Raw genomic sequence first — 25,249 nt, 5'->3', positions numbered from 1 at the left:
GGGCGGGTCAGCCGACGAGGTCCGCCACGAGCTCGAGCCCGGCGCGACCGGCCTCGCCGCGGTCCGAGACGGCGTCCGGCGTCTCGGTCTCGGTCCACACCGTGACCAGGAACAACCAGCGGACGACGAGGTAGACGATCAGCAGGAAGCCGACCAGCGTGCCGAGCGCCGTGACCGTGGGTGAGCCGCCCATGAGGCGCAGGTACAGGCCGCCGATCTGCTGGAGCACGACGAGCCCGACGGCGGCCGCGGCCGCCGCCGGCAGCAACGGGTGCAGCGCGCGCTTCGGGCGCGGCAGGTGGGCCAGGCACCACGCCACCACCAGCCAGTTGGCGGCGACCCCGATCACGAGGGAGCCGACCGCCAGCAGCGCCCGGGCGCCGCCGGTGCCCGCCAGCCCGAGCAGGTCGAGCAGCCACCGCCCCAGGACCCCGGTCAGCGCGGCGAGCGCGAACGACACGGCCAGCGCGAGGCCGATGCCCAGCAGGGCGCCGGCGTCGGAGAACGCGTGGCGCAGCCGGCGCTCCGGGATCGGCCGTCCCAGCAGGGCGGTCACGGCGTCGCGCAGGTGGCTGATCCAGCTCCACCCGGTGACCGCCGCGGCCGCGAGCCCGAGCACGCCGAGGGTCCCGCGCTCGGCCACGACGACGTGGACGACGTCGACGACCTGGCCGCTCACCGGCTGGGGCAGCGCATCCGCGACGAGCTGTTCCAGCTGGGCGAACACGGTCTGGCTGGAGGACAGCACGAACCCGACCGCGGACACGGCGAGCATCAGCAGCGGGACCAGCGCGAGCACGGTGAAGAACGTGACCGCGGCCGCGAGGTGGTCACCGTGCCGGGCGCGGTAGAGCCGCCGGCACTCGCGCAGGCGCCGCCACGACGGCGCCCAGCGGCCCGCCGCCAGCAGCCCGACCCGTGGTCGCCACCCCGCCGGTGCCATCCGACCAGGCAACCACGCGCGCACGAGGCGCCGTCACCGGGGTCCCGCACTCAGCCGGCGGCCTCCCCGGTGACCGCGGCGAGGACCCGCGGCAGCGCCTCGTCGGCGAGCGCGGCCATCTCGGCGTCGGTCCGGTCCTGGATCGGGTGGGCGACGTAGACGGCGGGCACCGCGGCGAACCCGAGCGCCCGGGACTGGGCGTCGGTGGCGGCCACGAACTCGGTCGACGCGACGAACGTGGCGGCGACGCCGTCGGCCTCGAGGGCGGCGAGGTCGTGCACACTGCACGACGTGCACGAGCCTCAATCGGCGAGGGCCTCGATCACGACCTCGCACTCCGCGGCGATCTCCGCGCGCAGGTCGGCGGGCAGCGGCTTCGTGAAGGTCGGCTTGGCGTAGCGCCGGACGGTCGCGCCGTGCTCGCCGAGCAGCGTCGCGAGCCGGTCGAGGAACACCTCCCCGCGCGGCTTGGAGATGTCCAGCAGGCCCACGGTGCGCCCGGCGAGGTCGCCGGGCCGCGGGCCGACGGTGCGGGCCGCGGGGCGGGACTCGTCGGTCGGGTCGAGCACTGTCGTGACCTGCGGGACCATCAGACCTCCTCGATGACGCGGGTGACCGGGCTGCTGCCGCCGGGTCCCCCGACCCAGCCGCCCAGCACGGCGGAGAACTTGCCCGCTCCCCCGCCCGCGACGGCCACCAGCAGACCGCCGGGACGGAACTTCGGGAGCGGCTTCGACGGGGCGGCCACGCCTTCCTCGATGCCCCCGGCACCGCGGACGAGCTCCTCGGGCGGCAGCAGGAGCAGCTCGTCGATCTCGGCGTGGAAGCGCGCCCGGTCCCACCCGGCGGCGGCGAACACGGCGACGTGCTCCGGGCTGAGCACGAGCGTCGCGTCGAACCCCCGCGGGAGCTTGGGGTGGGCGACGCCGCGCAGGGCGGCGGCGAGCGAGCGGGCCAGCGACCCGGGGGTCCGCGAGATCTGGTCGGCGACGCCGTGCGCGCCCTCGGCGGCGAACACCGTCACCGCCGACGCCCCGGCCGGCACGCCGCGCGACACGGACAACGGTTCCCACGGCGAGGCGTCCTCGTCCTCGGCGAAGCACAGACCGACCTTGCCGGGCTGGCCCAGCGTCGCGCGGTCGACCTCGCCGGGGCGCCCGCCGCCCACGTTGCGGATCACGAGCTGCAGGGCGCGCCCGATCGTCGAGTTCGCGCGCGTGCCCTGGCCGAGGACGTTGCCGCGGGCGTTGACGCCGATCCGCCGCGCCACCGGCCCGTGCACGAGCACCGCCGGCGCCGCGCCCCACGTGGTGGCGAGCAGGCCGTGGGCGTTGAACTCCTCGGCGCACGCGGCCTCGACCGCGGCGATCACCACCGGGAGGTACGCGGGCCCGCACCCCGCGAGCACCGCGTTGACGGCGACCTTCTCGACGGTCGCGGGCACGAGGTTCGGCGGGACGACCGCGACGACCTCGTCGGGCGCCCGGGTCGTACCGGCCAGCATCCGCAGGACCCGGGGAGGCGTGGGCGCCACGACGGGCAACCCGTCGGTCCAGCCGCGGTCGTACAGCGCCTCGGCCTCGTCCTCGAGCCCGGCCAGGTCGATGTGCCGGGCGGCGAGCTCGTGGCCACGGGTGCGCACCAGCATGGCGTCGGCGACGGCCGGGTCGTGGGTGCGCGAACCGCAGCCGGGCTTCCAGTCCGGCAGGTCGGCGCCCAGGTCGGCGAGGCCGGAGAGCTCCCGCCAGCGCTCGCGGTCCCACCCCTCGGCACGGTCGGTCTCGGCCCCGCCGGTGCGGCGCAGGAGCGTCGGGACGACGTCGATGCCCAGGGCGAGGCTCACGTCGAGGTCGGTGTCGTCGCGCACCGCGACGCCCTCGGGGAAGGCCGGGTCGTCCTGGCTGAAGACCACCGCGCCGAGCCCGCCGAGCACGGGCGCGACCAGCTGACAGGTCGGGCAGTCCTGCTTCACCACCACGACGAGCCCGTCCTCGGGCAGGGTCGCGGACGCGGCGGGCGCGCTCACGCCCGGGACGCTATCCCAGATTCCCGGCGGCGCCGTGTCGAGAACGGCGCGCCTGCTCCGTCCCGGGGATGCAGGAAGCGCACCGACCCGACAGGAGCACCCCGAGATGCGCAAGCTCGTCGTCACCGTCATCGCCACCCTGGACGGCTACGTGGCCGGCCCCGGCGGGGACCTCATGGTCATGCCCTTCGACGAGGGCTTCAACGTCTACGCCGCCGAGCGGATCCGGGCGGCAGGCACCCTGCTGGCCGGGCGCACCACCTACAGCGACTTCGCGTCGTACTGGCCGGCGGTCGCGGACGACCCCGCGCAGGACGACCTGCAGCGCGAGATCTCCCGCATGCACAACACCCTCGAGAAGGTCGTCGTCTCCGACTCGCTGGTCCTCGACCCGGGTGCCCCGTGGGCGGACATCACCCGGGTCGTGCCCCGGGCCGACGCGGCGGCGACGGTCAAGGAGCTGAAGGCCGGGGACGGCGGCGAGGTCCTCGCGTTCGGCAGCACCACGACCTGGAACCCGCTGCTCGGGGCCGGCCTGGTCGACGAGCTGCACGTCATGGTCGGTCCGGCGCTGCTCGGGGCCGGGCTCCCCCTGCTCGGCGACGCGACCCGGGTGCCGCTGCGCCTGCTCGACGCCCGCCCGCTGCCGGACTCGTCGCTCGTGCTGCACCGCTACGACGCCCGGGGCTGACTTGCGCCGGCACCGACCTGCCGTGCACCATCCAGATGGATGGTGAGGGGATGGTCCATGGTCGGCGAGCCGGGCACGGAGAAGATCACGATCAACATCGGTCCCGTCGACCTCGGGCGCATCGACCTGCTCGTGCAGGAGGGGCACTTCAGCAACCGCACCGACTTCATCCGCACCGCCGTGCGCAACCAGCTCGCGGCGAGCGGTCCGGCGATCGAGCACACGGTCGCCCGCCGCACGCTCGTCCTCGGCACGCAGCACTTCGCGCGGCGCGACCTCGAACGGCTGCGGGACGCGGGCGAGCAGGTCCACATCCGCGTGCTCGGGCTGGCGAGCGTGGCCGACGACGTCCCGCCCGACCTCGCGCTGGCCACGATCGCGTCGGTCGAGGTGCTCGGCGCCTTCCGCGCGAGCCGAGCCGTGAAGGCCGCGCTCGGCCCCCGCATCGTCTGACCTCGGAGGTCACCGTGTTCGGTACCGGCAAGCGGATCCGCGAGACGCTGTGGGCGGGCACGCCCGGGTCGCCGGAGGCCGCCCGTCTCGTGCGGCAGGGCCGGCTCCTCGAGGCGACCGCCGCGATCCAGGAGCGTCTGGGCGCCGGGTCGACGGGGCTCGTGGTGCCCGGCGTGCCGGGTGCGCGGGGTGCCGGTGCCGCGGGTGACCGTTCTCGGGCGTCTGGCACGGTCGCCCGGGGCGCCGCCGGCGGTCTGGCGTACCGCCTCTACGTCCCCGCCGGCGTCCGCGCGGGCGCGCCGCTGCTGGTCATGCTGCACGGCGGCACCCAGGACGCGGACGCCTTCGCCGCCTGCACCGGCATGGACGAGGCCGCCGAGCGAGCCGGGGTCGTGGTCGTCTACCCCGAGCAGTCACGCGCCGCCAACCCGATGGGCTACTGGAACTGGTTCCGGCCCGGCGACCAGGCCCGCGACGCGGGCGAGCCGGCGGCCATCGCGGCCGTGGTGCGCGCGATGGCCGCCGACCAGCACACCGACCCGGCCCGTGTTGCGGTCGCCGGGTTCTCCGCCGGCGGGGCGATGGCCGCGGTGATGGCGGCGGCGTACCCCGATCTGTTCTGCGGCGCGGGCGTGCACTCGGGCCTTCCCCATCGCGCCGCGCACGACGTCGGCTCGGCGTTCGCGGCGATGTCCAGCCCGCCGACCCTTGTAGCGGACGGTGGCCCGGTCCCGCTCGTGGCCGTGCACGGCGACGCCGACCGCACCGTGGCGCCCGGTAACGGTGACGCCGTCGTGCGCTCGGCGCTGACCGGGGCGGGACGCACCGAGCACCGCCGGGCGACCGGGCGAGCCGGCCGGGCCTGGACCCGCGCACGGTGGTCGGAGCCCGGCGGGCGGGTGCTCGCCGAGTCGTGGACGGTGCACGGGATGGGCCACGCCTGGTCCGGGGGCCCCGCCGGCGCGACCTACGCCGACCCGGCGGGACCCGACGCGTCCGCGGCCATGCTCGCGTTCTTCGGCTTCACCCCCTGCGCGGGCGTCGGGTAGACCTCTCGTCATGCCCGACCTCTCCGAGTACAACGCGAAGCGCGACCCGGCGCGCACGCCGGAGCCGTTCGGGGAGGTCGACGCCGGCGCGCCGACCGGCGACCGCTTCGTCGTGCAGGAGCACCACGCACGTCGCCTGCACTACGACGTGCGGTTCGAGCGCGACGGCGTGCTCGTGTGCTGGGCCGTGCCCAAAGGTCTGCCGGACAAGCCCGGGGCGCCCCGGCTCGCCGTGCACACCGAGGACCACCCGATGGAGTACCTGGAGTTCCACGGCGAGATCCCGGCCGGCGAGTACGGCGGCGGCGAGATGACGATCTGGGACTCCGGGCGCTACGAGACCGAGAAGTGGTCCGACCACGAGGTGGCCGTGACGCTGCACGGCGAGCGCGTCGACGGCCGGTTCGTGTTCTTCCGGCCGGAGAGCAGCGACCACGACGCGAAGGACTGGCTCGTCCAGCGGCGGAAGAACGACACCGCAGCCCCCTCGCGGGACAAGGCCGCCCAGTCGCCGCGCGTGGCGGTCGGCGGGCGGACCCTGCGGCTGTCGAACCTCGACAAGGAGCTCTACCCGGACGTCCCCAAGGCGTCGGTGATCGACTACTACGCCCGGGTCGCCGACACCCTGCTCCCCCACCTCGCCGGCCGCCCGCTGACGCTGCGCCGCTTCCCCGACGGCATCGCCGCCCCGTGGTTCTACGAGAAGAACGCGGGGGCCAAGGCGCCGGAGTGGATGCGCAGCGTCACGGTGCCCACCCCGGGCAGCAGCCGGGGCTCGACCACCGCGGCCTTCATCGTGGTCGAGGAGCTGGCCACGCTGGTCTACCTGGCGAACCTCGCGGTGCTCGAGCTGCACGTGCCCCAGTGGCGGGTCGACGACGAGGACCGCGTGCAGACCCCCGACGAGCTCGTGTTCGACCTCGACCCGGGCGAGGGCCAGACCGTCGTGGACTGCGCCCGCATCGCGGTCCGCGTGCGCGACCTGCTCGCCGCCGACGGCCTCGAGCTCTGCCCCAAGACCAGCGGCAGCAAGGGGATGCAGGTCAGCGCGGCGGTGCGCGTCGACGACCCCGCCCGCACTTCGGCCTACGCGAAGGCCGTGGCCGAACACCTGGCCCGCGAGACCCCGCGCGCGGTCACCGCGATCATGGCCAAGGAGCGGCGGCGCGGGAAGATCTTCGTCGACTGGAGCCAGAACAACACCGCCAAGACGACCGTCGCGCCGTACTCGCTGCGGGCGCGCGCCGCGCACGGTGCCCCGACGGTGTCGACGCCCCTGACCTGGGACGAGGTCGAGGCGGCGGCCGACGTCCGGGACCTGACCTTCTCCCCCGCCGACGTGCTGGCCCGCATCGACCGGGACGGCGACCTCTACGCCGCGGCGCTCGGCGCGGGCGTCACCCGCCCCGACCTGCCGGAGCGCCCGTCGGGCGCCTGAGCCGCGCGGCGTCTCAGCGCAGGATGCCGGTCACGCCGTTCACGGTGCTGCCGACGGTGTCCACGAGGCCGCCGACGACGCCGCCGCTCTGACCCGAGCCGCCGCCGGAGGACCCGCCACCGCCGGAGCCGCCGTCGGACTCGCCGCCGGACGATCCACCGCCGCCCGAGGAGCCCGAGCCGCCGCCGGAGGAGCTGCCGCCCGACGAGTCGTCATCGTCGCCGCGGGTCGTCGGGGTCTCGGTGGCACCGGTCGACTCGTCGTCGTCGGCCGACGTCGTGGTGGTCGGCCGGGAGGTCCGGGTCGTGGTCTCGTCGTCGGCGTCGCGCGCCAGGGCACGGGGCGTGACCGTCTCCCGACGCGGGGGTTGGGCGGGCACGATCGGCGGCGCCGCGGTCGGGTCCTGCAGGGGCGGGAGCGCGGTGGCGTCGCCGTAGCCACCGGGAGCGGCGCCGCCGGGAGCCCGGGACGGGGCGGCCGGGGGTCCGCCGGGCAGCTCACCGGGCGCCACGACCGGGAACGTGCCGACGCGCGGCAGGGCGGTGTTCTCGCCCGAGTGCGAGAGCGTGGAGACGGCCAGCGGGACGGCCGCCGCGGCGGCCGCGACCGAGGCGGCGGCGAGGCCCCAGCCTTTGAGCCGCTGGGCGCCGCCGACGCCAGCGGCCCCGGCACGGCGGCGACCGCCCCGACCCGTCGTGCGGTGCCGACCGGTGTCGGACGGAGCGGCAGGTGAGGGCGTGAGCTCCTCGGGAGCCTCGTCGAGGCCGCGGCGCGCCCAGGCCGGCAGGTCGTCGGGGACCGAGCCCGAGGACCACCAGGAGCGCTCACCCCCCGGCCGCTTGCCCATCTGCGCTCCCCTCAGCCCAGTGTGATCGTCAAGGCTACTGCACGTGCACGCCGGCCCCCAAGGAGGCCCACCGATTCCCCGGAACGTGCCATCCGTGGCGGCTGTGTGCATCAGCGGGATCCCCGAGACGGATGTCCCGCGCGCGTGTCGGCGAGACGCGGCACACTCGTCGGACGTGACCCGGGCCCACCACCCGTACCTGGCCGGACGGACACCCCGTGCCTTCGCCCACCGCGGCTGGCACATCGACGACCTCGACGGCCTCGAGAACTCCCTCGCGGCGTTCCGCCGCGCGGTCGACGAGGGCTACACCCACCTCGAGACCGACGTCCACGCGACCTCCGACGGCGTCCTCGTCGTGCACCACGACGCGACCCTGCGCCGCGTCGCCGGGCACCCCGGGGTGCTGCGGACGACGCCGTGGGCCGACCTCGCCGGCGTGCGCCTGCGCGGGCGCGAGCCCCTGCCCCGCCTCGAGGAGGTGCTGGAGGCGCTGCCCGGGACGCGGTTCAACGTCGATCTCAAGGCGCCGGGGACGCTCGCCCCGATGCTGCGCCTGCTCGAGCGCGACGACGTCGCCGAGCGGGTGGCCGTGGCGAGCATGGACGAGCGCCGGCTGCAGGCCGTGCGCGCCCGGTTCGGCGATCGGGTCGTCACCGGCATCGCGTCACGGTCGGCGCTGCGCCTGCGCGCGCGCTCCGCCGCGCCGTCGGTCGTGCGGTGGGGCGTCGAGCGCGTGCTGCCGGTCCGGGGGGATCTCGCGCAGCTGCCGGTCCGCCTGGGCTCGTTGCCGGTGGTGGACCCCGCCCTCATCGCCGCGGCCCACGCGATGGGCGTCGAGGTCCACGTCTGGACCGTCGACCGCACCTCGGAGATGCACCGGCTCCTCGACCTGGGGGTCGACGGGCTGATGACCGACCGCCCCGACCTGCTGCGCGACGTGCTGGTCACGCGCGGGGCGTGGACGGCTCCGGCCGACGACGGCGGATGAGCCTGGTGGGCCGGCAGGGGGAATCTCGGCTGGTCCTGGTTGGTTGGTAACGATGGGACTCGTGTGGACGCTGTTCCACGGGGTATCCCACCCCTGTGTGCTCGGGCTCGTGAGTCCGGTCACGGACGGTGTGAACACCCGGTGCCGCGGGAACGAACCGCGATGGTCCGGCGTTGACCCCTCCGTGCCCGATGACCGTGCGTCCCCGGGTGCACTCGCAGTCGAGGAAAGGACACCATCATGGCCGACCGCGTCCTCCGTGGCAGCCGTCTCGGAGCCGTGAGCTACGAGACCGACCGCGACCACGACCTCGCCCCCCGCCGCTCCTTCGCCTACCGCTGCCCCAAGGGTCACGACTTCGAGGTCCCGTTCTCCGACGAGGCCGAGGCGCCGGTGACCTGGGAGTGCCGCCTGCACGGCGACGAGGGCAAGCGCATCGACGGCACCGAGCCCGAGCAGAAGAAGGCGAAGCCGCCGCGCACCCACTGGGACATGCTGCTCGAGCGCCGCTCGGTCCCCGAGCTGGAGGAGCTGCTCGACGAGCGCCTGGGGCTGCTCAAGGAGCGCCGCTCCGAGAGCGCCTGAGCCGCTGGTCGGACCCAGCACCACCAGAGCCGTCCCGGCACCGCCGGGGCGGCTCTTGCGTGTGCGCTAGCGGGGTCGCGCCCGGCGCCGCCGCACGCGGTCGCGCAGACCCCACGACGTGATCCGCCACAGGGCCTCGCGCACCACCGCGCCGCTCATCTTCGACTCCCCCTGGGCGCGCTCCACGAACGTGATCGGGACCTCGCGCACCCGCAGGCCCGCCCGCTCGACCCGGAACGCGACGTCGACCTGGAAGCAGTAGCCCTCCGAGGCCACCGTCGCCATCCCGAGCTCGGCGAGCGCGGCCCGGCGGAAGCAGCGGAAGCCGCCGGTGACGTCGTGCAGGCCCATCCGCAGGACCCGCCGCGAGTAGACGTTGCCCGCCCGCGACAGCATCCGCCGGTGCCAGGCCCAGCCCTCGGTGCCGCCGCCGGGCACGTAGCGGGACCCGAGCACCACGTCCGCGTCCGAGGCCGCCGCCAGCAGGCGGGGCAGCTCCTCGGGGGCGTGCGAGCCGTCGGCGTCCATCTGCACGATCCACCCGACGTCGCCGAGCTCGCACCGCCCGTCGAGCAGCCCGGTGAACGCGTCCACGTACGCCGCGCCCAGCCCGGCCCGCGGCGCGTGGTGGTGCACGCGCACCCTCGGGTCGGTCGCGGCGATCGTCTCGGCGAGCGAGCCGGTGCCGTCGGGACTGCCGTCGTCGACCACGAGGATCCGCGCCCCCGGAAGGGTGGCGAGCAGGCGCGTGACCAGCCCGGGCAGGCTGTCGCGCTCGTTGTAGGTCGGGACGGTGACGAGCACGTCCGACCCGTCCGGGGACGGTCCGCTCACGCCCGCGTCCTCCGGACGACCGCCCCGGCGACGGCCGCCGCGACGCCCAGACCGGCCAGCACCCACTCCGGCGCGGGACCGAGCCGGGTCGCGAGCGTCGTCGTGGTGCGCAGCGGCACGGTCTCGACGAGCAGGCCCGGCGTGAACAGCGCGCCGGTCCGGGCGACGAGCGACCCGTCCGGCGCCACCACCGCGCTCTGCCCGCTGGTGGCGGCGATGACGACCGCGCGGTCGTGCTCGATCGCGCGCAGCCGCGACATCCCCTGCTGCTGGTAGGTCATGTCGCTGTACCCGAAGGTCGCGTTGTTCGTGGGCACGGTGAGCAGGTCGGCGCCGCCGCGGACGGCGTCGCGCACGGCGTCGTCGAAGACGACCTCGTAGCAGGTCACGACCCCGAGCCGCGCCGGTCCGGCCGGCAGCACCCCGGAGCCGGTGCCCGGCTCGAAGTCGGTGACCCGGTCGACCAGCGGCGAGACCAGCGAGGCGACGCCGCGCAGCGGGATGTACTCGCCGAACGGCAGGATGTGCCGCTTCGTGTAGGTCGCCGCCGGCCCGCCGGTGGTGACGGGGTCGGCTCCGCTGCGCTGCGCGACCCTGGGCATCCAGACGATGGCCGTGTTGCGCGGCCCCTGCAGCAGCGTGCCGTCGGCGGCCCGTGTGCCGGACAGGACCGCCCCGACGACCACGGGCACCCCGATCTCGTCGGTGACCGCCTGGACCTCGGCGCCGGCGTCGGCGTTGCGGATCGGGTCGATGTCCGAGGAGTTCTCCGGCCAGATCACCAGGTCCGGACGCGGCGTGCGGCCGGCGCGGACGTCGTCGGCCAGCCGGCGGGTCTGCGCGACGTGGTTGTCGAGCACCGCGCGGCGCTGGGCGTTGAAGTCGAGGCCCGCCCGCGGGACGTTGCCCTGCACCGCGGCCACCGTGATCGTCGGGCCGGGCGGGCTCGCCGTCACCGAGTGCCAGGTGGCGAGCCCGGCGACGGGACCCAGCAGGAGCGCGACCAGCGCCACCGCCGCGGCCCGCGTCTGCCGTGGCGGCCGCAGCGCCCGCACGAGCGCCCACAGGCCCGCACCACAGAGCACGACCGCGAAGCTCACCAGGGGCGCACCGCCGACCGAGGCCAGCGACGCGAAGGGCCCGCCGGGCTGCCCGAACGCGACCTTCGCCCACGGGAAGCCCGCGAACGGCCAGCGCTCGATGACCGCCTCCCCGGCCACCCAGACGCACGCCACCCAGAACGGCGCGCCCGGCAGCCGCGTGACCAGGGGCATGAGCGCGACGGGCAGGGCCACGACCACCGTGAGCGCGACGAGCAGCAGCAGCCACACGGCGCCGACGTACTCGCCGGTCCAGTGCAGCAGCGGCCACTGGTAGGCGACGCCCACCAGCAGCCCGAGCCCGAACGCCGACCGCAGCCGGCGCCCGTCGACCGCGGCGAGGACCAGCGCGATCCCCACCGGCGCGGCCCACCACGCCCCGAGCGGCGGGAACGCGACGTAGAGCGCGAGCCCCCCGACGACGGCGGCGGCCAGGCGCACCCACGTGCCGCGCGACGGGCGCCTGCGTTGAAAACCCTCGAACGACGGGGCGCTCCGGTCGGACGTCAGCACGACAGCAGGTCGTGCGGGCGCCGGTTGACCGGCTCGCAGCCCGTGTCCGTGACGACCACGATGTCCTCGATCCGCGCGCCCCAGCGGCCCGGGAAGTAGATGCCCGGCTCGATGCTGAACGCCATCCCGGGCTCGAGGGCGAGGTCGTTGCCGTCGACGATGTAGGGCTCCTCGTGCACCTCGAGGCCGATGCCGTGGCCGGTGCGGTGCACGAAGTACTCGCCGTAGCCGGCGTCGCGGATGATCGCTCGGGCGACCTCGTCGATGCTCGCCGCGGTGGCGCCCGGGCGCACGGCGTCGACGGCCGCGGCCTGGGCGCGCTGGAGCACCGCGTACACGTCGCGGACCTCGTCGGACGCCTCGCCGACGACGTAGGTGCGCGTCGAGTCGGAGTTGTAGCCGTCCGGCAGCGGGCCGCCGATGTCGACGACGACGACGTCGCCGCGTTCGATCACCCGCTCCGAGACCTCGTGGTGCGGGCTCGCGCCGTTCGGGCCCGAGCCGACGATGACGAACGCGGCCTCGGCGTGGCCGGTCTCGACGATCGCGCGGGTGATGTCCGCGCCGACCTCGGCCTCGGTCCGGCCGGCGACCAGCCAGTCCGGCACCTGCGCGTGCACGTCGTCGATGGCGGCGCCGGCCTTCCGCAGCGCGGCCACCTCGCCGGCGTCCTTGCGCATCCGCAGCTGCCGCAGGATCGGTGTCGCCAGCTCGAGCGTGGCCGCGGGCAGCGCGTCCCGCAGGCCCAGGACGTGCAGCGCGGGCATGTCGGCGGCGACGGCCACCCGCCGCGGGTCGCCCAGCCGTGACGCGGCCAGCGCGTGCGGGTCGACCCCGTCGGTCCACGTGAGCACGTCCATCGACTCGACGGCCGACCCGTCGAGGCCGGGGCGCTCCAGCGTCGGCACCACGAACGCGGGGTCGCCCTCGGCGGGCAGCAGCAGCGCGGAGAGCCGCTCGTGGGAGTGCTTGACGACGCCGGTGAGGTACTGCAGGTCGGGACCGGGGGTCACGACCAGGGCGTCCACCCCGGCCTGGCGGGCCGCGGCCTGCGCGCGCTCGAGCCGGGCGGAGACGTGGTCGGGGGCGGTGCCGCTCATGGTCGCCGAGCCTAGGTCAGCGCACCGATCTGAGTAGTCCTCCCCTGGGCGGGTGGCACGCCACGCGCGAGGGTCGTCGCCATGACGACCTCGGTGCCGCAGGACGCGCTCCTCGCCCGGCTGGGCGACGACCTGGCCGGCGTGACCCGCGAGATCGACCGCATCCGTGCCGCGATGCAGACGCTCCGGACGAGTCCCGCGCCGGCCCCGCCGGCCCCGCCGGCCGTGACGACGCCGCCCCGGCCCACCGTGCCGGGCGCCTCGTTCGGCGCCCCGGTCCCGTCGGGTGCCTGGTCGCCCCCGGCGGGATGGGGACCGTCGCGGGGCCCGTCCTGGCGCGGGGCGCCCGCGGTCCCGCCGCGTCCGCCGCGTCCGCCCCGTCCCCCGCGCGCGCCACGCGCCGCGTGGACGCCCGCGCGCCTCCTGGCGATCACGGGCGCGGCGACGACCGTGCTCGGCGTGGTGCTGCTGCTCGTGCTGGCCGCCAACCGGGGCTGGTTCAACCCAGAGGCGCGGGTGGCCGGCGGGGCGCTGCTGGGCCTCGCGCTGGTCGGCGTCGGGGTCCGGGTGCGCCGCCGCACCGGGGACGGACCGACACCACCCGCGACCGTCGCGCTGGCCGCGACCGGGGTGGCGACGCTCTTCCTCGCCGTCGCGGCCGCGGTCTCGCTCTACGCGATGATCCCCCTCGCGCTCGCCGTCCCCGCCGCGCTGGCCGTCGCCGCGGGCGGTCTGCTGCTCGCCGACCACTGGCGCCACCGCGGGCTCGCGCTGTGCGTGCTGCTGGCGTCCGCCCTCGCCGCGCCGCTCGTCGTCGGTGCGCCGACCCCGACGCTGGTCGCCCTGCTCCTCGGCGCGCAGGTGGCGGCGGTGCTCGTCGCCCGCCGCCGCGCCTGGCCCGCGGTGGCCGCCCTCGCCGCCGGCGCCTCGAGCCTCGCCGCTCTCGGCGCGGCGATCCGGGTGCTCGCCGACGCCCCGGACAGCCACCTCTCCACCACCGTCGCCGTGCTCGCGGTCCTCGCCGCCGGCGCCGCGTCCGCGGTCCTGGTCGGCGCGCCGGGCCGCCCGGTGGCCGCCGCAGTGCTCGGCGCGCCGGTGCTGCCGGTCCTGCTCACCGCGCTCGGCCTCGCCCGCCTCCCCGGCACGCTCGTCGCCGGCGGCGTCGCGGTGGCGCTGCTCGTGCTCGTCGTGACCCTCGACCGGCTGCCGGCACCCGCCGGGCGCCGCGGTCTCGCGGTCGTCGCGGGCACCGGTGGCACGGCCGCGCTGCTCGTCGCGACCGTGCTCGCCGTGGGCGACGGTCCCGGCGCCGCGCCCCTGCTCGCCGAGGCGGCCGTGCTCGCGGTCGCGGCGGCGGTGACCCGTCGCGTCGGTCCGCTGCTGGCCGCGGCCGCGCTGGGGCTCGTCGGCGGCCTCGCCGCGCTGGTGGTGGACGCGCCGATCGACCTCGTCGTGGACTTCCCCACCGCGCCGTTCGTCGTCACCACCCCGGGCGGGACCGTCACGGCCGCCGTGGTCGGTGAGCTCGCCGGCGCCCTCGTCACCTCCCTGCTGCTCACCGCCGCGGCCGCGGCGGGCATCGTCGCCCTCGCCCGCCTCGGCGCGCTGCGCGACCGGGTCCAGGCCGCGGTCGCGGTCGGCGGGCTGGGCGTCGTCGGGCTCTACGGCGCGACGGGCACCGTCATCGCCGGCGCCCTGCTGGTCTCGCCGACCCGCGGCGCGTTCCTCGTCGGCCACGTCCTCGTGACCGTCTCGTGGACCGCGGTGGCGCTCGTCCTCCTGGCGCGCGGCCTGCAGGCCTCGTTGCCCCGGGTGCTCGGCGGCGTCCTGGTCGTCGCCGCCGTGGCGAAGCTCGTCCTGTTCGACCTGACCGCGCTCGACGGGCTCGCCCGCGTCGCCGCGTTCCTCGGCGCGGGGCTGGTCCTGCTGGCCGCGGGGACTCGCTACGCCAGGGCCGTGGCCGGCACCTCGGCGAGCGACCCCGTCACCAGCGCCGCGAGCTCGCCGCGGGTGGGCCCCTCGGCGTACGACGGACGCCAGCCCGACGCGTAGATCTCCCGGGCGCGCGGGTGGGCCTCGATGAGCGACCCGGGCAGGGCCCGCATCGTCAGGTACGGGCCGACGATGCGCATCAGCGAGGGGTCGACGGCGGTGACGCGCACGACCAGGTCGGACGTCGGCGTGCCGGCGGGATCCACGTCGGCGCCGTCGCGGCCCTCCCACCGCGCCACCTGGGCGGCGTCGTTCGCCACGTGGTCGAGGAACCACGGCCGGATGTTCTCCGCACACCAGGCGTCGAGCGCGAGCCCCGTCGCCTCGTGGTCGTCGCCGTGCTCGTCGAGCAGGGCGAGGAACCGCTCCACCTGCATCAGCGACGTCGACACCCCGCGTCCCGCGGTCGGGTTGGTGGTGCAGACGCTGTCGCCGAGGAACACCAGACCCGGCAGCGGCAGGCGGCCGGCGTCGTCCAGCTGACCGCGGTAGGTGTTGTGCAGCCGCCCGCCCGGCAGGACCGGGGTCAGCGGCTCGGCCCGCTCGGGGTCGGTCCACGCCGCGAGCAGCGGGATCGCCCGCACGGCGGCGTCGTAGGCGGCGTCGTGGCGCAGCAGGGCGAGGCGCCGGTCGGCGCTCGGCCGGGCGATCAGGGTGGAGAAGACCCCGGCGTCGTGCACGAAGACGATCGCGACGTAGCCGTCGTGCTCCGCGACCGCGCCGATCGGCGAGGTGATCGGCCCCTGCTCCGCGCCCGGCCGCAGGCGGTACTGGCGCGAGACGTAGGACAGCCCGCAGTCGGACGACTCCTCGGGAGCCCGCAGGCCGTCCGCCAGTCGGCCGCCCCGGCCGGTGGCGACGACGACGAGGTCCGCGTCGAGCGACCGGTCGCGCGCCCCGACCCCGACCGCGCGCCCGCCCTCGCGGCGGACCACGTCGGCCCGGGTGTGCACCCTCCGCACGCCCGGCTCCTGCTCGGCGACCCGGCGCAGCTCCCGCTCGACGACCATCCGCCGGCACCGCAGCCCGGCCCCCGCCGGCAGCCGGCCGTCGCCCGCACCCTCGGAGGCGTCCGCGACGGTGATCGGCTCCGCCCCGAGGGCGAGGAGGGCGTCGACGACCTCGGGCACCTCGGCCCGCATCACGTCGACCGCCTGGCCCCGGAAGGCGTGTGGATGGTGGAACTGCATCACCCCGCGCCGGGTCCACTGCCCGTCCGGACCGGGTCCCCGATCGTTGTCGACCAGTGCGACCCGGTGCCCGCGCCGGGCCAGCCCGACCGCGCTCACGAGGCCCGTCGGGCCCGCGCCGACCACGGCGACGTCCATGGTGACCTCCCCGGGTCCCCGCCCAGCGCACTCCCTCCCCCGCGGTGCGTCAAGCACGGTGACCCTCGGCGCCCGGCCGTACCCGCAGCGTCCTGACCAGCGACGACGACCGTCGCCGACGCGCGGAGCGGCCGGTCGGCGTCCGTCCCGGCGAGCGAGGTGGGAAGCTCTCGCGCATGGACGCGCCGGTGATGCTGCTCGACTCGGCCAGCCTGTGGTTCCGGGCCTTCTACGGGGTGCCCGCCTCGCTCACCGCCGAGGACGGGACGCCGGTCAACGCCGCGCGCGGCATCTGCGACATGGTCGCCCGGCTCGTGCGGGAACGTCGCCCCGGCGCCGTGGTCGCCTGCCTCGACCGCGACTGGCGCCCGGCGTTCCGCGTGCAGGCGATCCCGTCGTACAAGGCGCACCGCGTCGACCCGTCGATGGGCGACCCCTCCTCGCCGGTCGGCGGCGCACCCGACGCCGAGGCCGCGCCGCCCGAGCTCGGCCCGCAGGTGGAGATCATCCTCGAGGTGCTCGCCGCGGCCGGGATCCCGACCGCGGGCGCCGAGGGCTACGAGGCCGACGACGTCATCGGCACCCTCTGCGCCACCGAGGCCACCGACGCGATCGAGGTCGTCAGCGGCGACCGCGACCTGCTCCAGCTCGTGCGCGACGAGCCGGCCCCGGTGCGGATCGTCTACATCGCCCGCGGGGTGTCGAAGTACGAGCTCTACGGGCCCGAGGACGTCGCCGCCCGCTACGGCGTGCCGGTGGCGCGGGCGGGCGACGGCTACGCCGAGATGGCGATGCTGCGCGGCGACCCCTCCGACGGGCTTCCCGGCGTCGCCGGGATCGGGGAGAAGACCGCCGCGCAGGTGGTCTCGAAGTTCGGGTCCTGGGACGAGATGATCAACGCGGTGCTCGACCGCTCGGATCAGCGGATGTCCTCGGCCGTGCGCGCCAAGATGGCGAAGGCCGGCGAGTACCTCGTCAAGGCGCCGGAGGTCGTGCGCGTCGCCCCGGACGCCCCGCTCGACTGGACCGGTGAGCGCCGCGCGCTGCCCCACGGGCCCGTCGACACGGACGAGCTCACCGAGCTCGCCGAGCGGTGGAACCTCACGGGCTCGGTCGACCGCCTCGTGGCCGCGCTGAAGGGCGAGGAGGCTCCCTAGTCGCCCCGGCGGCCCTGCTCGGCGAGCCACGCGCGCGCCACGGTCGTCGGCGCCCGCAGGACCCAGGCCTCCTCGACGAGCTCGCGCAGCTCGTCGGCCCCGATCCGCTCGAGCCGCACCAGCACCGCCGGGTAGCCGTCGAAGTGCGGGGTCGTGAAGTAGACGTCGGGGTCGTCGGCGAGCAGCGCCTGCTTGACGCCCTCGTCGGCCACCCGGACGCCCAGCACGTCGCCGTCGGGCAGCGGCACCCCCGCCGCCCGCAGCGCCTCCTCGTCCGCGCGGCGCAGCGGCCGCTCCCAGACGAAGCCTTTCGACGACACCCGCCAGTGCGCCGACCCCCAGGACACCTTCTCCGTGGTGCGCGGGAGCGCGAGCGCGAGGCTGCGGACGTCGTCGAGGGTGGCCATCAGCGCGGCTGGCCGACCGAGTAGGTCCCCTGGCCGTCGAGCACCGCGACCGGGACCTGGACCGGACGCCCGTCGACCGTCGCCGAGCAGGTGAACCGCACCCCGGCCCGGACCTCCTGGTCCGCCGGGCACGACACGCCGGTGATCTGGCGTCGCCAGTCCTCGGTGACGACGCGCGTGACGCCCTGCGCCACCGAGTCCGCGTCGAGGACGTCCACGCGCGCGAACTTCGGGCCGACGACGAACGCGAGGAGCCCGACCACGATCACCGCCACGAGCAGCAGCGCACCCCCGACGATCCCGACGACCTTCCAGGGGAAGGGACGGCGCGGCGCCGGCGGATACGGCCCGCCCCACCCCGGGCCGGCCTGACCGCCCCAGCCGGGCGGCGCGCTGCCGGGTGCCGCCCAGACGTTGGTGCCCTGGCCGCCCTGACCTGGCGGTGGGTACGGGCCGGGCTGGGGGAACTGGCCGGTCCGGTGCTGGCCGGCGGGGTACTGACCGGTCTGGCCGTAGCCCGGCGGGAGCGGACCGGTCGGCGGATAGCCGGGTTGGCCGGGTTGGCCGGGTTGGCCCGGTTGGCCGGGCTGGCCATAGCCCGGCTGGCCATAGCCGGGCTGGCCATAGCCGGGCTGGCCGGGTGGGGCGCCGTAGCCCGTGGGTGGCGCGGAGGCCGCCGCCGGCCCGTAGCCGGTCGCCTGCCCGTAGCCGGAGGTCTGGCCCTGGCCCGACGGCGGACCCCACCCGGTCGGCGGGGTCTGCCCGCCCGGCGGCGCGAATCCGGGCTGCGCGAACGCCGGGTCCCCGCCGGGCCGCGCGAACGCGGACTCCCCGGCCGAGGAGACGGGCGCCTGCTGTTCGGGAGCCGACGGCGGGTCCGGAGCCGGCCGGGCGGTCGACGGGGACGTCTCCTGGGCCGGCGTCGGCTGCGCGGGCGCCGTCGGACCGGACGACGCCGTGCCGTCGGGCGGGGTGGGCTCCTGGGGCGACGAGGCCTCGCCCGCCGCGCCGGGTGCCGGCTCACCGGGAATCGTCCGCGACTCGTCGGGACGGGCCCACGGCGAGGTACGACCGCTCGGTTCGTCCGGCGGTGTGCTCATCGGTCCCGCTCCGCTCCGTGCCGTCTCCCGGTGCTCACCCCGTCAGCCCTCCCCCACGGCGACGACGCCGCGCCGGATGGCGCGGACGGCGTCGGCGGCGGCGCGGCCGACCGTGTCCCCGGTGCCCGCGACGGCGCGGATCTGGTCGAGCAGGTCGACGACCTGCCGGCACCAGCGCACGAAGTCTCCCGCGGACAGCTCGGTGCCGTGCGCGCGGGCCCCGGCGAGGACCGTCGCCAGGGTGTCGCCGCGGACCCACCGGTGGACCGGCCACGCGAACCCGAGGTCGGGCTCGCGGGTGCGGTCGAGGTGGTGGCGGCGTTCGTCGGCGACGAGGTCGTGCCAGAGCTGCACCGTCTGCTCGACGGCCGAGGTCGCGTCGTCGGGGACGCGCGGGACGCCGCCGTCGTCGCGACGGCTGTCGTACACCAGCGACGACGCGACGGCCGCGATGTCCGCGGGGCCGAGACCCCGCCAGATGCCGTGCCGCAGGCACTCCGCGACGAGGAGGTCCGACTCGCCCCACAGCCGGGACAGCCGCCGGCCGTCGTCGGTGACGTTCTGCTGGGCGTCGGGCGCGTCGTCGAGGTAGCCGCGCTCGCCGAGCAGCCCGCGGATGCGGTCGAAGGTGCGGGCCAGCGAGTGGGTCGTCGAGCGCACCCGGGACTGCAGCTGCTCGGTCTCGCGCTCGAGGCGCTGGTAGCGCTCGAACCACCGGGCCCGCTGGTCGCGATCGGCCAGGCCGTGGCACGGGTGGCTGCGCAGGGCCCGGCGCAGGGACGCGAGCTCGGGGTCCTCGTTATCCGCGCCGCGGCGCCGACGCGCCGAGCCGGAGCGGGTCGGCGGCTCGATCCCGGTCTCGCGCAGCGCGTTCGCGAGGTCGCGGCGCACGCGGGGCACGCGGTGGTCGACCTTGCGGGGCAGCTTCATCGTGCCCAGGGCCGTCACCGGCTCGGGGAAGTCGGCGAGCGAGAGCCGGCCCGCCCAGCGGTCCTCGGTGAGCACGAGGGGCCGCGGCTCCATCCCCCGCGGGCTGCGGTCGATCCCCGGGTCGATCACGACGGCCAGCCCGGCGCGCTTGCCGCCGGGGACGGCGATGACGTCCCCGGGCCGCAGCGCCTCCAGCGACCCGGCGGCCTCGGCCTTCTGCGCCGAGCGCCCCTGGCGGGAGAGCATCTTCTCGCGCTCGGACACCCGCCGGCGCAGGTCCATGTACTCGGCGAAGTCGTGGAAGTCCTTGTCCTCGCCGGAATGACCCCCGGCCGCCTCGGCGTAGCCGGCGAGGGCCTCGCGGTTGCGCTCGAGCTTCTTGGCCAGCCCGACGACGCTGCGGTCGGCCTGGAACTGCGCGAACGACTGCTCGAGCAGCTCGCGGGCGTCCTCGACGCCGAGCCGGTCGACCAGGTTGACGGCCATGTTGTAGCCGGGGCGGAACGACGAGCGCAGCGGGTAGGTGCGGGTCGAGGCCAGGCCCGCGACCTGCTCGGGGTCGACCCCTGGTGTCCACACCACCACGGCGTGGCCCTCGACGTCGATGCCGCGGCGCCCCGCCCGGCCGGTGAGCTGGGTGTACTCCCCCGGCGTCAGCTCGACGTGGGCCTCGCCGTTGTACTTCACGAGCTTCTCGAGCACGACCGTGCGCGCCGGCATGTTGATGCCGAGCGCAAGCGTCTCGGTGGCGAACACCGCCCGCACCAGGCCGCGGACGAACAGCTCCTCGACGGTCTCCTTGAAGGCGGGCAGCATGCCGGCGTGGTGCGCCGCGACGCCGCGCTCGAGGCCCTCGCGCCACTCCCAGTAGCCCAGGACCTCGAGATCGGCGTCCGGCAGCCCGGACGTGCGCCGTTCCACGACCTCGCGGATCGCGGTCACGTCGTCGGGGCCGGTGAGCCGTAGCCCGGAGCGGACGCACTGGGTGACCGCCGCGTCGCACCCGGCCCGGCTGAAGATGAAGGTGATCGCGGGGAGCAGCCCGGCGGCGTCGAGACGCTCGATGACGTCGACCCGCGACGGCGGCCGGAACCCCGAGGACCCGCCGCGTCCCGGCGGCCCGGACCGCCCCGGTCCCCCGCGCCGGTCGCCACCCCGGCCGTTGCGTCCCGGCGGCCCGGAGCGGGCCTTGCCCCCGCGCACGGCGGAGCCACGGTCGACCTCGGCGACCGCGCGCACGAGCGTCGGGTCGACCTTCAGCGCCGACGTGCCGCCGCGGCGCTCCTCGGCGAACAGGTCGAACATCCGGTGCCCGACCACCATGTGCTGCCACAGCGGCACGGGCCGCGTCTCGTCGACGACGACGGTGGTGTCACCCCGGACGGTCACGAGCCAGTCGCCGAACTCCTCGGCGTTGCTCACCGTCGCCGACAGCGAGGCGATCTGCACGTGCTCGGGCAGGTGGAGGATGACCTCCTCCCACACCGCGCCGCGGAAGCGGTCGGCGAGGTAGTGCACCTCGTCCATCACCACGTAGGCGAGGCCCTCGAGCGCCGGGGCCTCGGCGTAGAGCATGTTCCGCAGGACCTCGGTGGTCATGACCACGACCGGGGCGTTGCCGTTGACGGCGGCGTCCCCGGTGAGCAGCCCGACCGCGTCGGCGCCGTGGCGCTCGACCAGGTCGGCGTACTTCTGGTTCGACAGCGCCTTGATCGGCGTCGTGTAGAAGCACTTCTGCCCGCGGGCGAGCGCCAGGTGCACGGCGAACTCGCCGACGACCGTCTTGCCGGCACCGGTCGGCGCGCACACCAGCACCCCGTGGCCCTGCTCGAGGGCGAGGCAGGAGCGTCGCTGGAAATCGTCGAGCTCGAAGGACAGCTCGGTCGCGAACAGGGACAGCTGAGGATGTGCGGCGCGCGTGCGAGCCTGCTCGTAGGCCTCGGCGGGAGAGCGGGTGGCGCGAGTGGCCATGGCCCCACACTGACACATCTGACGGGCCTACCCACGGATCAGGTGGGCTCGGATCGGCTCAGGTCACGTCCCACCGGTCGGTGGAGCCGTCGTTCGGCCGGTCGGTGGCCGTCGGCGGGATCGGTTCGATGCGGGGCGAGGGCGTCGCGGCAGGACCCGGGGAGCCGAGACGGTCGTCCAGCGGCGAGGGCTGGTCGGGGCCGAGGCCGTCCCACCCCTGTTCGAGGCGCCGCTGGGCGGCCCGCTTGTCGTGCACCCGCGCGACCTGGATCGAGAACTCGAGCAGCAGCACCAGCGAGACCCCGAGGGCGAGCATCGAGATCGGGTCCTGGCCCGGCGTCGCGATCGCCGCGAACACGAACAGGCCGAAGATCAGCCCTCGCCGCCAGCGCTTGAGCTGCGCGTACGAGACCACCCCGACGCGGTTGAGCATCACCACGAGCAGCGGTAGCTCGAAGCTCACCCCGAAGATGATCAGCAGGGCGACCAGCAGGCTGAAGTAGTCCGAGCCGCGCAGCACCGTCGTCTGGATGTCACCGCCGACGGTGAACAGGAACTGCAGGGCCTGGGTGACCACGAAGTAGGCGAGCACGGCGCCGGCGGTGAAGAGCACCACCGCCGCGGTGACGAAGACGTACGCGAAGCGCTTCTCCTTCGCGTACAGCCCCGGCGTGATGAAGCCCCAGATCTGGGCGAACCAGATCGGGCTCGACAGCAGCGCGCCGGCCGTCGCGGCGACCTTGAGACGCAGGGTGAACTGCTCGAACACCCCGAACGCGACCAGGCGGCACTCCTGCCCGCCGCCGAACTGGACGCGGTTCTCCGGGGGCAGCTCGCAATAGGGCTCGGTGAGGATCTGGCCGAGCGACGGCAACCCGAACGGGTGGGCGGTGTACCAGACGAAGCCCAGGATCGTGCCGACCGCGACGGCGAGGAGCGCGATCGCGAGCCGCCGGCGCAGCTCGTAGATGTGCTCGACGAGCGTCATCGTGCCGTCGGGGTTGGCCCGGCGGCGCGCGCCGGGCCAGCGCAGGCTGCGCCACCACCGGGCACGCGACGCGTCCCCGGAGGTCGTCATCGGCGGCTCAGGTCTCGACGGCTGGCGTGGTGCCGGCTCAGGACGAGGTGGAGCCCGGCTGCGTGGACCGGGTGTCCTGCGGGGGCACGGTGCCGTTGACGCCGGTGGTGCCGTTGACGCTGGTGGTGCCCTCGTCCAGCTGGCGGCCCGGCGCCTGGGGCTCGGCGGCGGGCTGACCCGGCTTGGCGGCCTGCTCGTCCTCGCGCAGCCCGCGCGTCTCGGCCTTGAAGATGCGCATGGACTGGCCCAGCCCCCGCGCCATGTCGGGCAGCTTCTTGGCGCTGAACAGCAGCACCACGCCGACGATCGCGACGATGACCCATTCGCTCACGGTGTGGCTCCTTCCACGGTGCCGCTGATGCTACGCGCGACGCTCGGCGAGGCGGACCTTCAGCGCGGCCACCCTGGCGTTGATCAACCCGGCGTCCCTGCCGAGCTGCTCGCGTGCCACCCCGGCGACCACACCGAACCGCTTCACGGGCCCGAGCAGCGCGGCGACGGCCAGCCCGAGACCGACCAGTGCCACGAGCACCACGATGACGCTCCACAGGTACGGCACTCCTCCGACCCTATCGGTCTGCCGTGACCGGACGGTGAACGCCCGAGCGCATCCCGCATCCCGCGCCGCGTCACGGAGGTCCGCTCCCCCCGGGGGGCCGGGGCTCCTGCCCGGGCCTCAGCTCGCGTCGCGCCACGGTGCGTACGGGTCCGGCGCGGCGTCAAGCCGGTCGGACCCATCGTCGCCGGGCGCATTCGAAGGCGAACGGTTCTCGACGAGCCGCGTCAGCGCGGCGTCGGCCTCCGCGGGATCGCCGGAGAGGTCTCGCTCCCACGGCGGGGGCTCGAGCTGGGGCGAGCGGACCCACCACCGATGGCCGGACGGGGACGTCCACACGATCACGGAGTCGCGTCCGCCGTCCGGATCGGGGGCGACATGGGTCTCCCAGCGCGTGAAGGTCTTCAGCCGGTGGTGCGTGCGGCAGCACGGCTTGAGGTTGATCCGCGTCGTCCCGCCCGCGCCGCCCCGGCCGTCCGGGTGCCCGAAGTCGTAGGGCACGACGTGGTCGAGGTCGCAGCGCGCGGCCGGGATGCGGCAGCCGGGCGCGGCACAGGTGAGGTCCCGTGAGCGGATGAAGTCCTGCATCGCGGGCGGTGGTCGGTAGCGCCGGGACTCGAGATGGTCGGCGACCCCGGTGACCGGGTCGGTCAGCAGCCGACGCCACATCGCCTCGGGGTCGGCGGCGAGGCGCCGCGCCAGGACCGCCGGGATCGGCCCGTGGCCCTCGAGCTCGGCGGGCCGCTCGGACAGCCCGGCGAGCACGTCCCACCCGATCGTGACCCGGACCTCCGGGCGCACCGGCGCACGCTCGCCCTCGAGCAACCCGCGCTCCGGGTCGCGCGCGGCACGCACGGAAGCGCGGAGCTCCGACACGGTCGCGTCGGTCCCGTCCGCGCCGGCGTCACGGGTGCTCTCCCCCGCGAGGTCCTCCTCGGCGAGGTCCTCCTCGGCAACGTCGTCGCTGGCGGTGTCGTCGCTGGCGGTGTCGTCGCTGGCGGTGTCGTCGCTGGCGGTGTCGTCGCTGGCGGTGTCGTCGCTGGCGGTGTCGTCGCCGTTGGTGTCCTGTCGCTCGGCGGTGTCGTCGCCGTTGGTGTCCTGTCGCTCGGCGGTGTCGTCGCCGTTGGTGTCCTGTCGCTCGGCGCTGTCGCTGTCTGCGTCGTCGTCCGCGGCGTCGGCATGCGCATCGTCGGCGGTGTCGTCGGGTGTGTCGGCGGCGGTCGAGTGCGAGTCGCCGGGGTGGTCGTGAACGGCGGAACCATCCGCCTCGCCCCCGCACCCGCAGGTTCCGCAGCCGCACGGCTCGGTGTCGCGGCGGCGTGTGGCGGCGTCGAGGATGAGGTCGCGTGCCGTGTCGGCGCGCTTCTGGCCCAGCGAGCGCTGCTCGCCCTCGGGGGCATCGCCCGCGCCGCGGGCGATCGCGTCGATGACGGCGTAGACGCCACGCGCCTGGTCGCCGGGCAAGCGCAGCTGGATGACGCCCGTGGCGCCGTCGTCCTCGGCCCAATACCGGAGCTCACGGTTCCGGCGCGCCTGCTCCGGGCGGCGCCGCACCGCATCGGCGTCGAGGCGGTAGAGGATGCGGCGGACCGTCTCACGCAGCTGGGTGGGCGTGCGGTCGCGCGGCGGCCGGGACCACAGCTCGACGTCGAGAGCGCGGGCCGTGGCGTCGTCGCACTCCTCGGTCTGCTCGACGACCACCCGCGCGTGGGACAGCGAGATGCGCCCGTCCTCCAGCGCGGCGAGCGTCCCGGGCAGCCTCTCGATCAGCATCCGCGCCTGGTGCGCCCGGATGCCGCCGGTACGTGGCGCGACCCGAGCGAGGGCGGCGACCTCCATGGCCACCTCGTCGAACACCAACGCCCGCTGCCCGTCGCCCCGGGCGCGGGCCTGGCGCGCACCCAGGTACTCCGCCGTCTCGCGGTACAGGTGCGCCGTGGCCCAGCCGGCCAGTCTCTCCCAGCCGGCGAGACGCTCGGCGGCGTCGAACCCCTGGTCGTCGGCCAGGTCGACCGCCTCCGTCGCGGCGAGCGCGACGGCGAGCTCCGGCCCCGTCGGCCGCTGCGACCAGGACAGCTCCGCAGGGGCCACCGGCGCTCCGGCGTACCACCCGCTGTCGAACATGTGTTCGAGTCTACCACCGACGGGTGACAGCGGAGG

The 25,249-nt window shown here is 75.8% G+C and carries 23 protein-coding genes; 8 read left to right on the top strand and 15 right to left on the bottom strand.

What is annotated here, in order from left to right; all coding sequences use genetic code 11:
- Positions 1-7: 7 nt before the first annotated feature.
- From ACR9E3_RS01905 to ACR9E3_RS01895, 3 genes are read right to left on the bottom strand one after another with little or no spacing between them, the layout of a single operon-like run.
- Positions 8-943 carry a YihY/virulence factor BrkB family protein gene (locus ACR9E3_RS01905; protein WP_460377997.1) on the bottom strand — a complete coding sequence of 312 codons (936 nt, stop codon included), beginning with the start codon at positions 941-943 and terminating at the stop codon, positions 8-10.
- A gap of 50 nt (positions 944-993) precedes the next feature.
- On the bottom strand, positions 994-1,533 hold the full coding sequence (locus ACR9E3_RS01900; protein WP_460377996.1) for a UGSC family (seleno)protein: 540 nt from the start codon (positions 1,531-1,533) through the stop codon (positions 994-996).
- On the bottom strand, positions 1,533-2,969 hold the full coding sequence (locus tag ACR9E3_RS01895; RefSeq protein WP_460377995.1) for a hypothetical protein: 1,437 nt from the start codon (positions 2,967-2,969) through the stop codon (positions 1,533-1,535). The genes ACR9E3_RS01900 and ACR9E3_RS01895 overlap by 1 nt, the downstream gene beginning before the upstream one ends.
- Positions 2,970-3,075: 106 nt before the next feature.
- Between ACR9E3_RS01895 and ACR9E3_RS01890 the strand changes: the two genes are divergently transcribed.
- The 4 genes from ACR9E3_RS01890 to ligD are packed head-to-tail and all read left to right on the top strand — an operon-like array spanning position 3,076 to position 6,600.
- Complete coding sequence (locus tag ACR9E3_RS01890) at positions 3,076-3,660, top strand: dihydrofolate reductase family protein (protein ID WP_460377993.1); 585 nt, start codon at positions 3,076-3,078, stop codon at positions 3,658-3,660.
- A 39-nt stretch (positions 3,661-3,699) separates the two neighbouring features.
- Positions 3,700-4,113, top strand: a complete 414-nt coding sequence (locus ACR9E3_RS01885) for a CopG family transcriptional regulator (protein WP_460377992.1) — start codon at positions 3,700-3,702, stop codon at positions 4,111-4,113.
- Positions 4,114-4,127: 14 nt separating this feature from the next.
- A complete protein-coding gene (locus tag ACR9E3_RS01880; RefSeq protein ID WP_460377990.1) occupies positions 4,128-5,162 on the top strand; it encodes an extracellular catalytic domain type 1 short-chain-length polyhydroxyalkanoate depolymerase in 1,035 nt (344 codons plus the stop codon).
- 10 nt (positions 5,163-5,172) lie between these two features.
- The gene (gene ligD, locus ACR9E3_RS01875) at positions 5,173-6,600 is read left to right on the top strand and encodes a non-homologous end-joining DNA ligase (protein ID WP_460377989.1); all 1,428 of its coding nucleotides are present in this window, start codon (positions 5,173-5,175) and stop codon (positions 6,598-6,600) included.
- A gap of 13 nt (positions 6,601-6,613) precedes the next feature.
- On the opposite strand, the gene ACR9E3_RS01870 is transcribed toward ligD, so the two are convergent.
- On the bottom strand, positions 6,614-7,447 hold the full coding sequence (locus tag ACR9E3_RS01870) for a hypothetical protein (protein ID WP_460377987.1): 834 nt from the start codon (positions 7,445-7,447) through the stop codon (positions 6,614-6,616).
- Between the two features lie 175 nt (positions 7,448-7,622).
- Here ACR9E3_RS01870 and ACR9E3_RS01865 point away from each other — a divergent pair, with 175 nt between their 5' ends.
- Positions 7,623-8,438 carry a glycerophosphodiester phosphodiesterase family protein gene (locus ACR9E3_RS01865; RefSeq protein WP_460377985.1) on the top strand — a complete coding sequence of 272 codons (816 nt, stop codon included), beginning with the start codon at positions 7,623-7,625 and terminating at the stop codon, positions 8,436-8,438.
- 240 nt (positions 8,439-8,678) lie between these two features.
- On the top strand, positions 8,679-9,023 hold the full coding sequence (locus tag ACR9E3_RS01860; protein WP_285647969.1) for an RNA polymerase-binding protein RbpA: 345 nt from the start codon (positions 8,679-8,681) through the stop codon (positions 9,021-9,023).
- A gap of 66 nt (positions 9,024-9,089) precedes the next feature.
- Here the strand turns inward: ACR9E3_RS01860 and ACR9E3_RS01855 are convergent, their stop codons facing one another.
- Genes ACR9E3_RS01855 through ACR9E3_RS01845 form a run of 3 tightly spaced genes read right to left on the bottom strand, consistent with a single transcriptional unit; the run spans position 9,090 to position 12,570 of the window.
- The gene (locus ACR9E3_RS01855) at positions 9,090-9,857 is read right to left on the bottom strand and encodes a polyprenol monophosphomannose synthase (protein WP_460377983.1); all 768 of its coding nucleotides are present in this window, start codon (positions 9,855-9,857) and stop codon (positions 9,090-9,092) included.
- Complete coding sequence (gene lnt / locus ACR9E3_RS01850) at positions 9,854-11,470, bottom strand: apolipoprotein N-acyltransferase (protein WP_460377982.1); 1,617 nt, start codon at positions 11,468-11,470, stop codon at positions 9,854-9,856. The genes ACR9E3_RS01855 and lnt overlap by 4 nt, the downstream gene beginning before the upstream one ends.
- Positions 11,464-12,570, bottom strand: a complete 1,107-nt coding sequence (locus ACR9E3_RS01845; RefSeq protein ID WP_460377980.1) for a M24 family metallopeptidase — start codon at positions 12,568-12,570, stop codon at positions 11,464-11,466. Before ACR9E3_RS01845 ends, lnt begins: the two co-directional genes overlap by 7 nt.
- An 81-nt stretch (positions 12,571-12,651) precedes the next feature.
- Here ACR9E3_RS01845 and ACR9E3_RS01840 point away from each other — a divergent pair, with 81 nt between their 5' ends.
- The gene (locus ACR9E3_RS01840) at positions 12,652-14,622 is read left to right on the top strand and encodes a DUF2339 domain-containing protein (protein ID WP_460377979.1); all 1,971 of its coding nucleotides are present in this window, start codon (positions 12,652-12,654) and stop codon (positions 14,620-14,622) included.
- Here the strand turns inward: ACR9E3_RS01840 and ACR9E3_RS01835 are convergent.
- On the bottom strand, positions 14,514-15,890 hold the full coding sequence (locus ACR9E3_RS01835) for an FAD-dependent oxidoreductase (RefSeq protein ID WP_460377977.1): 1,377 nt from the start codon (positions 15,888-15,890) through the stop codon (positions 14,514-14,516). The genes ACR9E3_RS01840 and ACR9E3_RS01835 overlap by 109 nt on opposite strands.
- Before the next feature lie 176 nt (positions 15,891-16,066).
- Between ACR9E3_RS01835 and ACR9E3_RS01830 the strand changes: the two genes are divergently transcribed.
- A complete protein-coding gene (locus ACR9E3_RS01830) occupies positions 16,067-17,047 on the top strand; it encodes a 5'-3' exonuclease (protein WP_460377976.1) in 981 nt (326 codons plus the stop codon).
- Here ACR9E3_RS01830 and ACR9E3_RS01825 read toward each other — a convergent pair.
- The 7 genes from ACR9E3_RS01825 to ACR9E3_RS01795 form a co-directional block, all read right to left on the bottom strand.
- Positions 17,044-17,454, bottom strand: a complete 411-nt coding sequence (locus tag ACR9E3_RS01825; protein WP_460377974.1) for an MmcQ/YjbR family DNA-binding protein — start codon at positions 17,452-17,454, stop codon at positions 17,044-17,046. The two genes, ACR9E3_RS01830 and ACR9E3_RS01825, sit on opposite strands and share 4 nt — an antisense overlap.
- A complete protein-coding gene (locus ACR9E3_RS01820; protein WP_460377972.1) occupies positions 17,454-18,554 on the bottom strand; it encodes a DUF4333 domain-containing protein in 1,101 nt (366 codons plus the stop codon). The genes ACR9E3_RS01825 and ACR9E3_RS01820 overlap by 1 nt, the downstream gene beginning before the upstream one ends.
- 42 nt (positions 18,555-18,596) lie before the next feature.
- The gene (locus tag ACR9E3_RS01815) at positions 18,597-21,455 is read right to left on the bottom strand and encodes a DEAD/DEAH box helicase (protein ID WP_460377970.1); all 2,859 of its coding nucleotides are present in this window, start codon (positions 21,453-21,455) and stop codon (positions 18,597-18,599) included.
- 58 nt (positions 21,456-21,513) lie between these two features.
- Positions 21,514-22,533 carry a twin-arginine translocase subunit TatC gene (gene tatC / locus ACR9E3_RS01810; RefSeq protein WP_460377969.1) on the bottom strand — a complete coding sequence of 340 codons (1,020 nt, stop codon included), beginning with the start codon at positions 22,531-22,533 and terminating at the stop codon, positions 21,514-21,516.
- 37 nt (positions 22,534-22,570) lie between these two features.
- On the bottom strand, positions 22,571-22,864 hold the full coding sequence (gene tatA, locus ACR9E3_RS01805; RefSeq protein WP_460377967.1) for a Sec-independent protein translocase subunit TatA: 294 nt from the start codon (positions 22,862-22,864) through the stop codon (positions 22,571-22,573).
- Between the two features lie 30 nt (positions 22,865-22,894).
- Complete coding sequence (locus ACR9E3_RS01800) at positions 22,895-23,092, bottom strand: hypothetical protein (RefSeq protein WP_285647980.1); 198 nt, start codon at positions 23,090-23,092, stop codon at positions 22,895-22,897.
- 117 nt (positions 23,093-23,209) lie between these two features.
- Complete coding sequence (locus ACR9E3_RS01795; protein ID WP_460377965.1) at positions 23,210-25,213, bottom strand: HNH endonuclease signature motif containing protein; 2,004 nt, start codon at positions 25,211-25,213, stop codon at positions 23,210-23,212.
- Positions 25,214-25,249 lie beyond the last annotated feature (36 nt).

Source organism: Actinomycetospora sp. C-140 (assembly GCF_054796175.1).
The sequence above is the reverse complement of the archived record's forward strand: the minus strand, read 5'-3'. Positions and strand labels throughout refer to the sequence as shown.

What these genes read in the sequence shown, in the direction of transcription:
- ACR9E3_RS01795 (WP_460377965.1), bottom strand. Translation starts at nt 25,213, where the DNA reads ATGTTCGACAGCGGGTGGTACGCCGGAGCGCCGGTGGCCCCTGCGGAG.
- ACR9E3_RS01870 (WP_460377987.1), bottom strand. Translation starts at nt 7,447, where the DNA reads ATGGGCAAGCGGCCGGGGGGTGAGCGCTCCTGGTGGTCCTCGGGCTCG.
- tatC (WP_460377969.1), bottom strand. Translation starts at nt 22,533, where the DNA reads ATGACGACCTCCGGGGACGCGTCGCGTGCCCGGTGGTGGCGCAGCCTG.
- ACR9E3_RS01825 (WP_460377974.1), bottom strand. Translation starts at nt 17,454, where the DNA reads ATGGCCACCCTCGACGACGTCCGCAGCCTCGCGCTCGCGCTCCCGCGC.
- ACR9E3_RS01815 (WP_460377970.1), bottom strand. Translation starts at nt 21,455, where the DNA reads ATGGCCACTCGCGCCACCCGCTCTCCCGCCGAGGCCTACGAGCAGGCT.
- ACR9E3_RS01840 (WP_460377979.1), top strand. Translation starts at nt 12,652, where the DNA reads ATGACGACCTCGGTGCCGCAGGACGCGCTCCTCGCCCGGCTGGGCGAC.
- ACR9E3_RS01845 (WP_460377980.1), bottom strand. Translation starts at nt 12,570, where the DNA reads ATGAGCGGCACCGCCCCCGACCACGTCTCCGCCCGGCTCGAGCGCGCG.
- ACR9E3_RS01860 (WP_285647969.1), top strand. Translation starts at nt 8,679, where the DNA reads ATGGCCGACCGCGTCCTCCGTGGCAGCCGTCTCGGAGCCGTGAGCTAC.
- ACR9E3_RS01830 (WP_460377976.1), top strand. Translation starts at nt 16,067, where the DNA reads ATGGACGCGCCGGTGATGCTGCTCGACTCGGCCAGCCTGTGGTTCCGG.
- ACR9E3_RS01885 (WP_460377992.1), top strand. Translation starts at nt 3,700, where the DNA reads ATGGTGAGGGGATGGTCCATGGTCGGCGAGCCGGGCACGGAGAAGATC.
- ACR9E3_RS01820 (WP_460377972.1), bottom strand. Translation starts at nt 18,554, where the DNA reads ATGAGCACACCGCCGGACGAACCGAGCGGTCGTACCTCGCCGTGGGCC.
- ligD (WP_460377989.1), top strand. Translation starts at nt 5,173, where the DNA reads ATGCCCGACCTCTCCGAGTACAACGCGAAGCGCGACCCGGCGCGCACG.
- ACR9E3_RS01835 (WP_460377977.1), bottom strand. Translation starts at nt 15,890, where the DNA reads ATGGACGTCGCCGTGGTCGGCGCGGGCCCGACGGGCCTCGTGAGCGCG.
- ACR9E3_RS01890 (WP_460377993.1), top strand. Translation starts at nt 3,076, where the DNA reads ATGCGCAAGCTCGTCGTCACCGTCATCGCCACCCTGGACGGCTACGTG.
- ACR9E3_RS01905 (WP_460377997.1), bottom strand. Translation starts at nt 943, where the DNA reads ATGGCACCGGCGGGGTGGCGACCACGGGTCGGGCTGCTGGCGGCGGGC.